This window comes from Streptomyces sp. BBFR2 (assembly GCF_044497305.1).
Lineage (GTDB): Bacteria > Actinomycetota > Actinomycetes > Streptomycetales > Streptomycetaceae > Streptomyces.
This window is the reverse complement of sequence record NZ_CP172415.1, coordinates 7,088,084-7,101,909: the sequence shown is the minus strand read 5'-3', so window position 1 is coordinate 7,101,909 and position 13,826 is coordinate 7,088,084. Positions and strand designations below refer to the sequence as shown.

Annotated in this window: 12 protein-coding genes; 8 read left to right on the top strand and 4 right to left on the bottom strand. The window is 73.4% G+C overall.

Features of this window, described 5'->3' with window-relative positions; all coding sequences use genetic code 11:
- Positions 1 to 36 precede the first annotated feature (36 nt).
- The 3 genes from ACGH2B_RS29475 (at position 37) to ACGH2B_RS29465 (ending at position 2,697) form a co-directional block, all read left to right on the top strand.
- Positions 37 to 714, top strand: a complete 678-nt coding sequence (locus tag ACGH2B_RS29475) for a DUF4232 domain-containing protein (protein WP_399096549.1) — start codon at positions 37 to 39, stop codon at positions 712 to 714.
- A 280-nt stretch (positions 715 to 994) separates the two neighbouring features.
- Complete coding sequence (gene gntA / locus ACGH2B_RS29470) at positions 995 to 1,663, top strand: guanitoxin biosynthesis heme-dependent pre-guanitoxin N-hydroxylase GntA (protein WP_399096546.1); 669 nt, start codon at positions 995 to 997, stop codon at positions 1,661 to 1,663.
- 365 nt (positions 1,664 to 2,028) lie between these two features.
- Positions 2,029 to 2,697, top strand: coding sequence for a ScbR family autoregulator-binding transcription factor (locus ACGH2B_RS29465; protein ID WP_399096543.1), 669 nt, complete (start codon positions 2,029 to 2,031; stop codon positions 2,695 to 2,697).
- A 23-nt stretch (positions 2,698 to 2,720) separates the two neighbouring features.
- On the opposite strand, the gene ACGH2B_RS29460 is transcribed toward ACGH2B_RS29465, so the two are convergent.
- Positions 2,721 to 3,377 (bottom strand): ScbR family autoregulator-binding transcription factor, encoded by a 657-nt coding sequence (locus ACGH2B_RS29460; RefSeq protein ID WP_399096540.1) that lies wholly within the window; start codon positions 3,375 to 3,377, stop codon positions 2,721 to 2,723.
- A 193-nt stretch (positions 3,378 to 3,570) separates the two neighbouring features.
- Here ACGH2B_RS29460 and ACGH2B_RS29455 point away from each other — a divergent pair, with 193 nt between their 5' ends.
- The gene (locus ACGH2B_RS29455; protein WP_399096537.1) at positions 3,571 to 4,509 is read left to right on the top strand and encodes a ScbA/BarX family gamma-butyrolactone biosynthesis protein; all 939 of its coding nucleotides are present in this window, start codon (positions 3,571 to 3,573) and stop codon (positions 4,507 to 4,509) included.
- A gap of 98 nt (positions 4,510 to 4,607) precedes the next feature.
- Here ACGH2B_RS29455 and ACGH2B_RS29450 read toward each other — a convergent pair whose 3' ends face one another.
- Positions 4,608 to 5,381, bottom strand: a complete 774-nt coding sequence (locus ACGH2B_RS29450) for an SDR family NAD(P)-dependent oxidoreductase (protein ID WP_399096534.1) — start codon at positions 5,379 to 5,381, stop codon at positions 4,608 to 4,610.
- 316 nt (positions 5,382 to 5,697) lie between these two features.
- Positions 5,698 to 6,441, bottom strand: coding sequence for a DUF4232 domain-containing protein (locus ACGH2B_RS29445; RefSeq protein WP_399096531.1), 744 nt, complete (start codon positions 6,439 to 6,441; stop codon positions 5,698 to 5,700).
- Positions 6,442 to 7,083: 642 nt separating this feature from the next.
- Between ACGH2B_RS29445 and ACGH2B_RS29440 the strand changes: the two genes are divergently transcribed.
- Positions 7,084 to 7,779 carry an alpha-ketoglutarate-dependent dioxygenase AlkB family protein gene (locus tag ACGH2B_RS29440; RefSeq protein WP_399096528.1) on the top strand — a complete coding sequence of 232 codons (696 nt, stop codon included), beginning with the start codon at positions 7,084 to 7,086 and terminating at the stop codon, positions 7,777 to 7,779.
- Between the two features lie 90 nt (positions 7,780 to 7,869).
- Positions 7,870 to 8,106: a DUF2277 domain-containing protein gene (locus tag ACGH2B_RS29435; protein ID WP_399096525.1), complete on the top strand. Its 237-nt coding sequence runs from the start codon at positions 7,870 to 7,872 to the stop codon at positions 8,104 to 8,106.
- 237 nt (positions 8,107 to 8,343) lie between these two features.
- Here the strand turns inward: ACGH2B_RS29435 and ACGH2B_RS29430 are convergent, their stop codons facing one another.
- A complete protein-coding gene (locus ACGH2B_RS29430; RefSeq protein ID WP_399097403.1) occupies positions 8,344 to 8,964 on the bottom strand; it encodes a flavin reductase family protein in 621 nt (206 codons plus the stop codon).
- A 599-nt stretch (positions 8,965 to 9,563) separates the two neighbouring features.
- Between ACGH2B_RS29430 and ACGH2B_RS29425 the strand changes: the two genes are divergently transcribed.
- The gene (locus tag ACGH2B_RS29425; protein ID WP_399096522.1) at positions 9,564 to 10,577 is read left to right on the top strand and encodes a LacI family DNA-binding transcriptional regulator; all 1,014 of its coding nucleotides are present in this window, start codon (positions 9,564 to 9,566) and stop codon (positions 10,575 to 10,577) included.
- Between the two features lie 236 nt (positions 10,578 to 10,813).
- Positions 10,814 to 13,783 (top strand): glycoside hydrolase family 3 C-terminal domain-containing protein, encoded by a 2,970-nt coding sequence (locus tag ACGH2B_RS29420; RefSeq protein WP_399096519.1) that lies wholly within the window; start codon positions 10,814 to 10,816, stop codon positions 13,781 to 13,783.
- Positions 13,784 to 13,826: the final 43 nt, after the last annotated feature.

The following is a 13,826-nucleotide window of genomic DNA, read 5'->3' as shown; positions in this document are numbered from 1 at the left end:
GATCCAGCGGACCCTTCCTCATGAGGTACCCCCATCATGCGCTCCACGCTTCGCGCCCGCGCCGCCCTCGGACTCGCGTCCGTCGCGGTGCTGTCCCTCTCCTTGACCGCCTGTGACGGAGGTGCGGACGGGACGAAGGCCGATCCGTCGGGCGCCGCCTCCTCCGCGCAGGCCGATGCCGCCACCGATGAGCCCGTCGACAGCTCCCCCGCCCAGCCCGGACAGAAAGCCGAGAAGGGGCAGGCCCCGTCGTCCGCCGCCCCGGCCCGGAGCCGGCAGCCGGGCGGTGCCGCCGGCGATGACGACTGCGTGCTGGGCACGACGAAGATCGCCATGAAGGAGGCCGGCGGAATGCCGTCGGCGGTGCTGCTGACGGCCACCAACAACGGTTCCGCTCCGTGCTCGCTCTACAACGCGCCGTTCGTCTCGGACCCCGTGGCCGGTCACAACCTCGCGGTCGACGAGGACAGCCAACCGCAGGCCGTGGTGGTGCTGGCGCCCGGCAGGACCGCCTACGCCGCGATCACGCTGGCGCAGCGGGAGTCGACGCAGAACCACCGCACCAGGACGGTGAACGTCACGCTCGCCACCAAGGCCAACTCCGGCACGGACGGCCACACCGCGGTCTCCTCCCCCGGCCCGGCCGGTCTGCAGATCAACCCGAGCACCCGGGTCACCTACTGGCAGACCACCGAGGAGGGCGCCCTCAGGTAGCGGGCCCCCTCCCGTCACGGCCCCGGCCGGCCTCCGCCGTCCGGGGCCGTGGTGTGCGGGGCCCGGGCGCGGCGTTCCGCTCGCCCGGGCGGGCCCGCAGCAGCGCGGCGCCCGAGAAGTAGGGGCTGGGCGTGATGGGAACGGGCTGCGGGGCCCGGGCACCGTCGTGCACGATGGCTGACCAGGCGCTTCCGGCGCTTTCTTGACGTAAGGGCCGTGATCGTTCTTGACTGCCACGGTCATCCCCGCCACGGGGCACCTCTCATCGAAGGTCGTGAACATGCTGGCTGACGCCCCTTCCGCCACCGAAGTGGTCGGGCAGTTCCTGCTCGGTGACTCGTTCGCCTGCCTGGCCGGTCGTTCGGCCTGGCGGCAGGGCGGGATCACCCATCGTCATTACACCTGGCTCGGTGACGACGGGGCGGCGCGGCAACTGGCGGAGGACCTTGAGGCGTACGTGGCGGCCGTGGACTGGACGGCCAAGCCCTTCACCAGCTTCGTCGCGACGTTCTCCGGGCCGCTGGAGGTGCCGGAGACCGAGTTCGAGCGGCTGATGTGGCAGCAGCTCCAAGGCGTCCACGACCACGACAGCCGTACACACGGCTGGGCCGAGGGGTACGACCACGATCCGCAGTCGGGCGGCTTCGCCTTCAGCGTCGCCGGGCACCCGTTCTTCGTGATCGGGCTGCACGAGACGCATGTACGCGTCGGCCGCCGGCCTCCGTTCCCGATGCTGGCCTTCAACTCCCACGCGCAGTTCGACCGGATAAAGGCCGCCGGGCTCTGGGACCGGCTCCAGGAGAAGATCCGCAAGCAGGACATCGACCTTCAGGGCGACATCAACCCGAACCTGCTGGAGTACGAGAAGCTGTCGGAGGCCCGGCGGTACTCGGGCCGCCCGAAGCCGGCGGACTGGGTGTGCCCGTTCTCCGCCCAGGTGAACGGCTGAAACCGACAGGTACGGCAACGCGTGGGGCCCGGCCGGGAGGAGACTCCGGCCGGGCCCCACGCGTTGCCGCACCTCCGCCCTGGCCGCGGCCGCCGTACGGCCCGCCCGGGACGACGCCGCGGGCCCGCCGGGACGCGGCGGAATCGCGGTGGGCCGCGGGCGCACCGCCCGGCCCAACTCCCTTTCCCTGGACGGTTTCCGGCCCTGATGCCACTCTTCCGAGCGGTGGAAATCAAACCAGTCAGTTGGTTTTATGGGGTCATGATCCACCTTCACCCCCCTCTTCCCCCCACTCCCGCACGGCGCTCCCCGGGCGCGGCGCCCGGCCCGGCCCGGTGCGCCCGAGCCCTGGGAGGTTGTGGCCGATGAGCCGGCAGCCACGGTCCGCGCAGACCCGGCGGGCGTTGATCCGGTCCGCCGCCCAGACCTTCGACGAGCACGGATATCCGCGGGCGAAGCTCAGCGCGATCAGCGCGGGCGCCGGGGTGAGCACCGGCGCCCTGCACTTCCACTTCGACACCAAGGCGGCGGTCGCCGCGGCCGTCGAGGACGAGGCGGCGCGCACGCTGCACGAGTCCGCCCGCACCGTGCGGCACCTCACCCCGGACCCGCTCCAGGCCCTGATCGACACCACGCACGTCCTGGCACGGCAGCTTGCCACCGACGTCGTCGCACGCGCCGGATACCGCCTCAACTGCCAGGCCGCGTACCGCTCAGGACCCGATCTGCGCACCCACTGGCATGTGTGCGTATGCGAACTCCTCGATCGGGCCGAGGAGCAGGAACTCCTTGTTCCGGGCCTGGCGGCCGAGGATTCGGCGGCGGCGCTCGTGGGGGCGACGACCGGGTTCGAGGTGCTCGCGCGCGAGGACGCCGGCTGGCTCACCCCGGCCGCGGTGACGGGCCTGTGGCGCACGCTCCTTCCGATGCTGGCGGGCCCCGGCGCACCGCAGACCCCGGAGCCGTCCGGTACGCGTACGACAGGACGGGTGCGGCAGCGGACAGTGATGGCGGTCCGGTCACCGGGTGGGTGAAACGCCCACCGCGGCGGGTCCGTTCAGTCGTCGCCGCCGGGGGTGTCCGCGGACCGCTGGTGGGCCCGCCACATCCGGGCGCCGCGGTCGGCGGCGGTGTCCAAGCGGCCGAGTACGCCGGGGACGGCCATGCCCGGCAGCATGAGGTCGTAGAGCGCCGCGATCTTCTTTTCCAGGCGGCCGCCGGCGATGGCGGAGTTCACCACCTCGACACCGGTCCAGGCGCCGACGAACAGCTCGGCGATCTCGTCCGGGTCGGCGTGCGGCAGCAGTTCGCCCTGCGCCTTCGCCTGGCGCAGCATGTCGGCGAGGTAGTCGATCCAGCCGGGCCAGGAGGTGCCCAGCAGCGCGCGGGCGTGCTGGTCGGCGGAGAGTGTGATGCAGGCGCTCAGCAGCGGTTCCAGGGGCAGCCGGTGGGCCAGCACCATGCCGACGTCGACCCATTCCTGGAGTTTGGAGTCCTGCGGCTGCACGCCCTCGGTGGTCAGCGCCTCGTCGAGCACGCCCCGGGCGAGGTCTTCCTTCGAGCTGAAGTGGAAGTACAGCGCGCCCTTGGTCACGCCTGCCCGGGAGAGGATTTCCGCGATGGTCGCCGCGTCGTAGCCGCGCTCGTCGAAGACCTCGCCGGCCGCCTCCAGGATCGTGCGACGGGTCTGGAGTGCCCGTGCCTGCCGCGCCATCAGGAGACCTCACTCATCTGTCGCCGCCGGTGTCCTCGGCATCGGTACATGCCGGGTTCCGGTGGGCCCGGGCACCGGATTGTCATTATCTTCAGCGACGCATTGCAAAGAAAACCGGGCAGTACGTATCTTAGCATTTGCCGGAACCGCCGGTTCAGTACCAGACCGCCGCACCAGGGGAGTCGAGTGCCCAATGCTGCTCATACCGAGCCACTCCGACCGGCCTGAACTGCCGCACTGCGCACGGCGGCCCGCCGCCCCGGAGCGGGCGACCTCCGCGGTGCGCAAGGAGTTCCTCCACCTCAGCTTCGACGACTCCGTCTTCCTCACGGGGTGCGAGCGGCGCGGGGAGTGGGACTTCGCCCTCACCGCACGCTGGCCCGGCTTCACCGGCGCCGGGGAGAGCGGCGAGGTGCGGCACGAATCGCTGGTCGTGGCGCAGACCATCCGGCAGGCCGGACTGCTGATCGCCCACCGGGAGTTCGGGGCGCCGCTGGATCACGCGATGCTGCTGCGGAGCTTCGACTTCTGCCTGGACCCGGCGTTCCAGCCTCCGGAGGGCGTACCGGTCGATCTCGCCCTGACGGCGTCCGGCACGGCGCGGGGGCGGCGTGGGCGCTGCCTGACGGCGCTGCGTCTGGAGATGGAGCTGACCACCCCGGAGGGCACCCGGATCGGCACCGGCGCCACGGACTTCAAGTGGATCGCCCCGGACGTCTACAGCCGGTTGCGCGGTGCGCACGGCAGGGCCGTCGAGGACCAGCCGCCGCTGCCCGCCCCGGTGCCGCCCGAGCGGGTGGGGCGCAGCCGCCCGGCGGAGGTGGCCCTGTCGCCGACCGAGCGCCCCGGACGCTGGCAGTTGCGGTGCGACTTCTCCAACCGGCTGCTGTACGACCACCCGGTCGACCACGCCCCGGGGCTGGTCCTCATCGAAGCCGCCCATCAGGCGGTGCGGTTGACGGCGCCCGCCTCGTTCGTGCCGCGGACGGTCAGCACGGCGTTCGACCAGTACGTCGAGTTCGACGCACCGTGCTGGATCGAGGCGGAGACCTCCGGCCGCGGGGACGACTTCCGGGCCGTGGTCCGCGGCTACCAGCACGATCGGCAGGTCTTCCACAGCGCCTTGGCGTAACGGCACCGCGGCCGGCGGCCGCCGGTGGCCCGCGCTCCGGCCGTACCCGGCGCGCCGTGCCCCGGGGCCGCTCCCCCGGGCGGACGGCGCCGCCGGTGTCAGACCATCGTGAAGCCGCCGTCGACCGGCACCACCACTCCCGTGACGAACGACGAGCGGTCGCTGCACAACCAGGCGGCGGCCTCGGCGATCTCCTCGGCGCGGGCGGTGCGCGCCTGCGGGGTGGCGGCGTGCAGCCGGGGTTCCAGTTCCGGGTTGCGGGAGAACCAGTCGGCGATGATCTCGCTGCGGGTGGTGCCCGGGGCGACGCTGTTGACGCGGATGGAACGGTTCGCGTATTCGGCCGCGGCGGCTTTGGTCAGACCGGCGACGGCGTGTTTCGACGCGACGTACGGCGCGGCCGCCGGAATGGACTGCAGACCGCCGACACTGCTGTTGTTCACGATGGAGCCGCCGTTGGGATTCTCCAGCATCGCCCGTATTTCATGCCGCAGGCAATTCCAGGTGCCCCGGACGTTCGTTTCCATGATCTGTTCGTAGACCGTGTCGTCCATGAGATGCATGGCGTCCTGATCGCCGCCGATCCCGGCGTTGTTGAACGCCGAATCCAGGCGGCCGAAGGTGTCGAGCGCGAGATCCACGACCCGGCGCACCTCGTCGGGGCGGGTGACGTCCGTCGGCGCGTACACCACCCGCGTACCCTTCTCCCGCAGCTCGGCGGCGATGTCGGTGAGCCGGTCGGCGCGCCGGGCGGCGAGCACGAGGGTGGCCTGTTCGGCGGCGAACACCCGCGCCGCGGCGGCCCCGATGCCGCTGCTGGCCCCCGTGATCAGAACGACTTTTCCGGCGAGAAGGCCGTGTTCGGTAGTCACGGCCGGATTGTGCCACGCCCATTTCGGGCGAATTCCCGGAGAATTGTACGCTGCGGTCTGGTTTCCTCGGCGATGACCATGAAAGGAGACCCGGAAGGTCGTATTCGAGTACCTCCTCACCCTCCCGAGCGCCGTAATTTCCAGACCGTACGGTCTGGAAATTACGCGTCCGGCGCATTCCGGGAATTCCCGGTCGGCGTGGTGGTATGAGCGCGGGCCGACGGCGTGCTCTCCCCTCCCCCACCACATGCGTACGGCGCGGCCACCGGGTGGGGTGACCGCGCCGTACGCACGGGTCGGCTCGCGGCGGACCGGGTCAGCCGAAGGTGCCGGGCTCGACCGCGGTGACGGTGAACTCGCCGCCGCAGACCCGGAGGTTGCCGCTGCTCGTCGTCATGGACTCCTTCGAGCCCGGCGCGTAGACGTACACGTAGGCGCCGCGCTTCCAGCACGGGGTGTCGGAGACGCCGTCGTTGACGGTGTGGAGCAGGGCGTGGGCGCTCGCACCGGGGGCGAGCCGGACGGTGCCGCCGGCGCCGCCCTCGCGGGTGGCGGGCGTACCGATGCGGGAGCCGTCGCGGGCGATCAGCGAGACACCGGGGTAGCCGCGCAGGGTGCACGCCTTCTTGCCCTTGTTGGTGAAGGTCAGCGGGTAGCGGAAGTTCCCGGCGCCGGCGTCGGGGGCACCCAGGCTCAGCGACATCTGGTCGGCGGTGCAGCGATCCGACGCGGTGAGCGCGGACGGGGAGTCGCCCTTGGCGCCCGGGGTGGCCTTCCCGGGGCCGTGCCCGGGGCTCGCGGACTCCGTCTTCCCCGCGCCGGGAGCGCCGGTGGGCGCGGCGGATTCCTTCGCTCCGGTGTCCGGCCCGTCGCCGGAGGGCGGAGCGGGGCTGCCGGACGGACGGTCCGTGCTCTGCCCGGCGGGCGACGAGGCCGGAGCGGCGTGCGAGCCGGAGCCGGAGCTGTCCTGGCAGGCGGTCAGTGCGAGCGCGGCGACGGCGATCAGGGACCCGGCTGCCAGACGGCGGCCGCGGCCGAGAGCCTTGCTGGTGAGCGACATGCGGCTCCCCCTCGGGTGGTGGGTGGGTACCCGCCTTGCGTGGGTACCCACGGTCGAATCGGCTGCCCGGCCAGCCTGCCCCGGGGCGCTGCCAGGCGGCTAACGGGGCGCTAACGCCTCACTAACGACGGCGCGGCGCGTCCGGTCGCCCGTCGGCCGCGCCGTCCCTGGACGGCAGTATGGACCCCTCGGCCGCCCGGCGCCTTCGCGCAGCGGCGGCGCCCGCGAAACCGCAGGTCCACGCAGGGCGCGAGGCCGGGCCCGGAGCCGGTCCGCCGCCCGGAGTGTCCACTCGCGAACCGGCTCCGTCGCGTAGACCGGGTACGTCATCCGCGGTGGCCACCACGCGTACGTCCGGGGGACGATACGGCGCACGGGCGGGCGGTGTCCAGGGCCGGGCGGTGGCCGCGGCGCGACGGGGTGACGGGCCGTCGGGCGGCGGAGACCACGGCGGATTTCCGCCGGTTCCCGGCCGGGGTGCGGCGCAGCCCCGGGGGATGACCTCCCAGGCAGAGGCGGGCACCGGGCGGGCCGGGGCCCGGTGGCGGGGCGCCGCGACGACCACGCGTTCCCGGGCGGAGCCGGGCGGGGTGGCAGCCTGGAAGGGGCGGGCCGGGGCCCGCCCGGAGTGAAGGGATACCGATGGCGACTCCTCTGCCCGGGTTCGAGGGGCTCGGCGGCCCGGTGGACGGTGCGCCGCGTACCCGACGGCAGCTCGCGCCCGGCGCGGTGCACGTACCGGACTGGCTGGATCCGGCGGCGCAGCGGGAGCTGGTCACGGCCTGCCGGGAGTGGGCGCGCGGCCCGGTGCCGATCCGGCACACCAAGCTCCCCCGGGGCGGTGTGATGTCGGTGCGGACGGTCTGCGTCGGCTGGCACTGGCAGCCGTACGCGTACACCCGCACCGCCGACGACGTGAACGGCGCGCGGGTGGCGCCCTTCCCCGACTGGATGGTGGCGCTGGGGCGGCGGGCGGTCACCGAGGCGTACGGGGACACGGCGGCGGGCGGCGCCTACACCCCGGACACGGCGCTGATCAACTTCTACGACGAGGCGGCGCGGCTCGGGATGCACCAGGACAAGGAGGAACGGTCCGGCGCGCCGGTCGTGTCGCTGAGCATCGGCGACACCTGCGTCTTCCGGTTCGGCAACACCGAGAACCGCGGCAGACCGTACACCGATGTGGAGCTGCGTTCCGGGGATCTCTTCGTGTTCGGCGGCCCGTCCCGGTTCGCCTACCACGGGGTCCCGAAGGTGTATCCGGGAACCGGCGATCCCGCGTGCGGACTGCGCGGCGGACGGCTCAACATCACGATGCGGGTCACCGGACTCGGCTGACCGCGCGGCCGCCGCCGGTACGGTCCGGCCGCGGCGGCGCGCTCGCCCGTCCGCCTGCCGGGCGGGGCCGGGCGGAGGGAGACTGGATGCATGTGCCGAAGCATCAAGACGCTCCGCCCGCCCATGACGCCCGAGGTCACCGAGGACGACATCAGGGCGGCGGCCCTGCAGTACGTCCGTAAGGTCTCCGGGTTCCGCGCCCCCGCCGCCCACAACCGCGAGGTGTTCGACGAGGCGGTGGACGCCGTGACGGCCGCCACCCGGGACCTGCTCGGGGGGCTCCAGGTCCGGGGCGGCCGGTCGGCCGTCGGGGACGGGGCACCGTAGGGACGTCGGACGGGCGCGGGCGGCGGGGCGGGTGCGTCCGGGGGCGGGTGCGGGGCGTTGCAGGGGCGCCCGGGGCGGGTGCGGACGCCCCCGGGTGGTCCTCGCCCGGGGGCCGGTGCCCGCGTCCGGTCTCGGGTGCGGGCATGGCATTCGGTGCCCGGTGTCCCGGACAGGCGTCCGCTGTCTGGTGACGGGGGACGGCCGGACGGGACCGGCGGGCCGGCCCGTCCGTGCTGGTCAGGCGCTGGTGCCGGCCGGGCCCTGCCAGTCCGTGTGGCGGATGCGGGAGCGCTCGTGGATCTCGCCGAGGGTGCCCCACTCGTCCTTGCCCAGGCGGCTCAGCGGCCGCAGCCGGGCGATCTCCGGGTGCCCGTCGGCCAGGACCTCCTCGGAGACCGCGGCGTGCACCACGCGCCCGAACACGACGGTGGAGTCCCCGATCCGCAACGTGCTGTGCAGCACGCATTCGAGCGCCACCGGCGAATCGGCGACCCGCGGCGGCTTGACCCGCAGCCCCGGCTCGGCGGCGACGCCGGCGGCCTCGAACTCGCTGACGCCACGCGGGAAGTCCGTCGCGGTGTCGTTGACCTGCGAAAAGAGCCCCTCAGGAGCGAAGTTGACCACGAACTCGCCGGTGGCCTCGACATTACGGAGCGAATCCTTGCGCCCCACAGAGGTGAACTGCACGACCGGCGGGGCGACGGCGGCGATGGTGAAGAACGAGTGCGGTGCCAGGTTCGGCGTGCCGTCCTCGGTGACCGTCGACACCCAGGCGATGGGGCGGGGGACGACCGTGGCGGTCAGCAGCCGGTAGAAGTCGTTGCGGGGCATTTCGGCGGGGTCGAAGTCAACGCGCATGGTGATCAGTATCCATGGGCGCAGGCGCGGGACCGGCTCGTCCGCCCACCACGCGACCTCGAAGACCTCATCGACATCGTCGAATACGTCCAACGCCCCGTCACAGGCGTCACCGGCGGCCGCATGAACCCCCTCCCCGTCCTTGTCACCGCGGTCGTCGCCCTGGGCGGCATCGCGCACGAAGGTCTCCGCGGGTGCGAGAGCGCGCCACCGGCGTCGACGCGCACCGAGGCGGGCGTTCCGGACGACAGCGGTTGGGGCCGACGCGCCACCGGCGGCGCCACGGCGGCGGGAGGGCGATGAAAGCGCGGACGGAGTTCGGCAAAGAGGCCCGTTGTGCCACCGAGAAGGTGTCGCGCAGGCAGCCGGGCGCGGGTTCGCCGACGGCGTCGCAGCGCCGCTGACCGGCCCGGAGCCCGCCGCCTCGGCCGCGTCACGGGTTCAGTCCTGCCGGAAGCATTGACTCGGGTGCGCCCCGCCCTTACGGTCCGTGCGAATCGCTTCGGCAACTGCTGTCGAAACGATTCGATTCGAACGCGCCGACCGGGCCGGCAACGGTCCGGGCAACAGGGACGGCATGGCAGGCATCGGAGTTTCCGTTGGTCAAGATCACAGATGTGGCGCGGCACGCGGGCGTCTCACCGAGCACCGTCTCGTACGCGCTGAGCGGGAAGCGCAGCGTCTCGCAGGAGACCAAGCAGCGCATCGAGGCGAGCATCCGGGCGCTCGGCTACCGGCCGCACGCCGGTGCCCGGGCGCTGGCGAGCAGCCGGTCCAACGTGGTGGCGCTGACGATGCCGCTGCGCAGCGGCATCCACATGCCGGTGCAGATGCAGTTCGCCGAATCGGTGGTGACCAGGGCGCGGGCACACGATCACGACGTGCTGCTGCTGACCCAGGAGGAGGGCGAGGACGGGCTGCGGCGGGTGGCCGGCACGGCGCTCGTCGACGGGCTGATCGTGATGGACGTGCAGTTGCGTGACGCGCGCATCCCGCTGCTCCGCACGCTCGGTCTGCCGTCCGTGCTCATCGGGTTCCCCGCCGACGCGGAGGGCCTGACCTGCATCGACCTCGATTTCACGGCGACCGGCGAGGCCTGCGTCCAGCATCTCGCGCAGTTCGGCCACCGCTGCGTGGCGCTCCTCGGCTCGCCGCCCGAGGTGTACGCCCGGGGCACCGGCTTCGCACGGCGCACCGCGGCCGGCTTCACCGCCGCGGCGCACCGCTACGGGATGACCTCGACCGTGGTGCCCTGCGAGCCGGGCCGCCTCGCCGCCAAGGAGACCGTCGACCGGCTGCTGCGCGAACTGCCGGACCTGACCGGGGTGGTGGTGCACAACGAGCCGGCGCTCGGCCCGGTCCTTGAGGCGTTCAAGGAGGCCGGGCTCCGCATCCCGGAGGACCTCTCGGCCGTCGCGATCTGCCCGGACGAGCTGGCCGAGAACGCGCCCGTGCCCGTCTCGTCCGTACCGCTGCCCGCCGCCGAGGTGGGCGAACGGGCGGTGGAGCTGCTGATGACCAAGCTGAACGGCGGCGAGGTTCCCGACGCCACGCTGCTGCCCCCGCAGTTGACCCGACGCGCCAGTACCGCCCCGCGCGGCGCCACGGCGTGACCCCGGGCGCGCTCTCCACGACGCGCCCGCCGTACGACGCACGACCCGCACGAGCCGCACCGCTTCGCACCGTCCGTCCGTACCGGCGCACGAGCCGCACCGGCGCACCACCGCGTACCGCGTTCCGCACCGCGCGGGCCCGGCGCTCCACGGCATGCGTCGAAACGCTTCGACGGCGCCGTGGCAGCGGCGCTGCCACCAGGTTCCGCGACCGCTTCGACCCGAAGGAGAGCCCCGTGCAGACACCGGGCACCCCCAGACGTCAGCTCCTCGCGCTCGGCCTCGCCGCCCCGCTGGGCGCGGCCCTGGCCGGGACGGGCGAGGCCGTCGCCGCCGGCCACCCCGCAGCAGACGCCCAACCCCCCTTCCACAAACCGGAGTTGACCCTGGAGCAACGGCTCGACGACCTGCTCGGACGGCTCACCCGGGACGAGAAGATCTCCCTGCTGCACCAGTACCAGCCGGCCGTGCCCCGTCTCGGGCTGCGCTCCTTCCGCACCGGCGGCGAGGCGCTGCACGGCGTCGCCCGGCTCGGCGAGGCCACCGTGTTCCCGCAGGCGGTCGGGCTGGCCAGCACCTGGAACCCGGGGCTGCTGCGGCGGATCGGGGCGGCCGTCGGCGACGAGGCCCGCGGCTTCCAGCACGAGCGGCCGGCGGGCTGGAGCCTCAACCTGTGGGCGCCGGTGGTGAATCTGCTGCGCGACCCCCGCTGGGGCCGGAACGAGGAGGGCTACTCCGAGGACCCGTACCTCAGCGGGGTCCTGGCGATCGCGTACGGGCGCGGACTGCAGGGCGACGACCCGCACCGGCTGAAGACCGCCCCGACCATCAAGCACTACCTCGCCAACAACACCGAGCAGGACCGCATCACCTCCGACTCGGTGCTCCGCCCGCGGCTGCGGCACGAGTACTACGAGGCGCCGTTCCGGGCCGCGCTCCGGGCGGACGCGGTCACCGGCGTGATGTCCTCGTACAACCTGGTCAACGGCCGTCCGGCGACGGTGAATCCGGACCTGAACGACGCCGTGCGCGTCTGGGCGGACCGGCCGCTGCTGAACGTGACCGACGCGGACGCGCCCAACAACCTCACCGGCGCCCAGGCGTACTACCCGACCCGCGCCGAGGCGGACGCCGCGGCGCTCAAGGCGGGTATCGACAGCTTCACCGCCGACAGCGAGGACCCGGCCAAGACCGTCCGGGCCCTGACCACCGCGCTGGACAAGGGCCTGATCGAGGAATCCGACCTGGACACCGCCGTACGGCACGTGCTCGGCATCCGCTTCCGGCTGGGCGAGTTCGACCCGGACGGCGGCCCGTACGCGAAGATCGGCCGGTCGGCGGTGGACAGCCCGGAGCACCGCGCCCTGGCCCGCACGGCCGCGGAGCAGGCCGTCGTGCTGCTCAAGAACGAGCGGTCGCTGCTGCCGCTGGACCCGGAGAAGCTGACGAAGGTCGCCGTCGTCGGCCCGCTCGCCGACACCCTCTACACCGACTGGTACTCGGGCACCATGCCGTACCGGGTCACCCCGCGGGCCGGCATCGCCGCGCGGCTGGGCGACGCCGTCGAGGTCACCGGCGGTGAGGGCGTCGACCGGATCACACTGCGCAGCGCCGCCACCGGCGCCCACCTCAGCGCGGGCAGCGGCCCGGACGGCGGGGTGCTGCGGGAACGCGAGGGCGGCCCGGGCCGCACCGAGGAGTTCGACGTCCTCGACTGGGGCCAGGGCATCGTCACCCTGCGCAGCGCCGCCAACTCCCGCTACCTCGGCCGTGACGGCGACGGCTTCCGCAACGACCGGGAACAGCCGGACGGCTGGTACGTGCAGCAGCAGTTCACGCTGGAGGAGCAGGACGACGGCACCAGCCTGATCCGCTACGCCGGCTACGACACCCTGGAGGACGGCTTCGGCCCCGAGCGGTACCTCGCGGCCCGCGCCGACGGCACGGTGGGCCTCGCCGCCGAGCAGGACGCCGGCCGGTACCTGGTGCGGACGGTGCGCGACGGCAGGGCCGAGGCCGTAGCGGCGGCGGGCGCCGCGGACGTGGCGGTCGTCGTGGTCGGCAGCATGCCCGCGATCAACGGCCGGGAGAACCACGACCGTCCCGGTACCTCCCTCGCCCCGACCCAGTCCGCGCTGATCGAGGCCGTGCACCGGGCCAACCCGCGCACGGTCGTGGTCCTTCAGACCAGCTATCCGGACACCGTCACCCGGGAACAGGAGCGGATACCGGCCCTGCTGTGGACCACGCACGCCGGCCAGGAGACCGGGAACGCCCTCGCCCGGGTGCTGTTCGGCGACGTCAACCCCGCAGGCCGGCTCACCCAGACCTGGTACCGCTCCGACGACGAGCTGCCCGACCGGCTCGACTACGACATCATCGCCGCCGAGCGCACCTACCTCTACTACCGCGGCGACCCGCTCCACCCGTTCGGACACGGCCTGTCCTACACCGCGTTCCGCTACGGCACGCCCCGGCTCTCCGCCGCCACGCTCCGCGAGGGCGGGAGCGTCACCGTCTCCGTCCGGGTCGGCAACACCGGCGAGCGGGACGGCGACGAGGTCGTCCAGCTCTACACCCGCCACCGCGGCTCCCGGGACCCGCAGCCGCTGAGGCAACTGCGCGCCTTCGAGCGGGTCCGGGTCGCGGCCGGGCGCAGCGTCACCGTCCGGCTGCGGCTGTCCGCCGCCGACCTCGTCCACTGGGACGTCACCCGGGGCCGCGAGGTGCTGGAGAGCGGCGTGCACGACGTGCTGGTGGGCGCCTCCAGCCAGGACATCCGCGGCCGCGCCGCCCTGCGGGTGCACGGCGAGGCCATCCCGCCCCGCGACCTGTCCGTCCTCACCCGCGCCGTCGACTTCGACGACCACCAGGACGTCCGGCTGGTCGACGAGAGCCGGACACGCGGCGAGGCCGCCGGCAGTCCGGAGGACGGCGCCTGGCTCCTCTTCCGGGACGCCCGGCTCGGCGACGGTGCCACGAGGTTCACTGCCCGGGCCGCCCGGGAGAGCCGGGGCAGCGGCATGCTCCAGATCCGGCTCGACGCGCCGCGCGGGCCCCTCGCCGGCACCGCCGAGGTGCGCAGCACCGGCGACCGGTACGCGTACAAGGCCGTCTCGGCGCGGCTGCGCGGCGCCCACGGCCGCCGCGACGTCTATCTCGTCCTCGCCGGGGAGATGCGCCTCGCCGATTTCACCCTCCGCTGACGGCCGGCCGTCCCACTGCTCGCCGTCCCGCCGCCCCGACGCA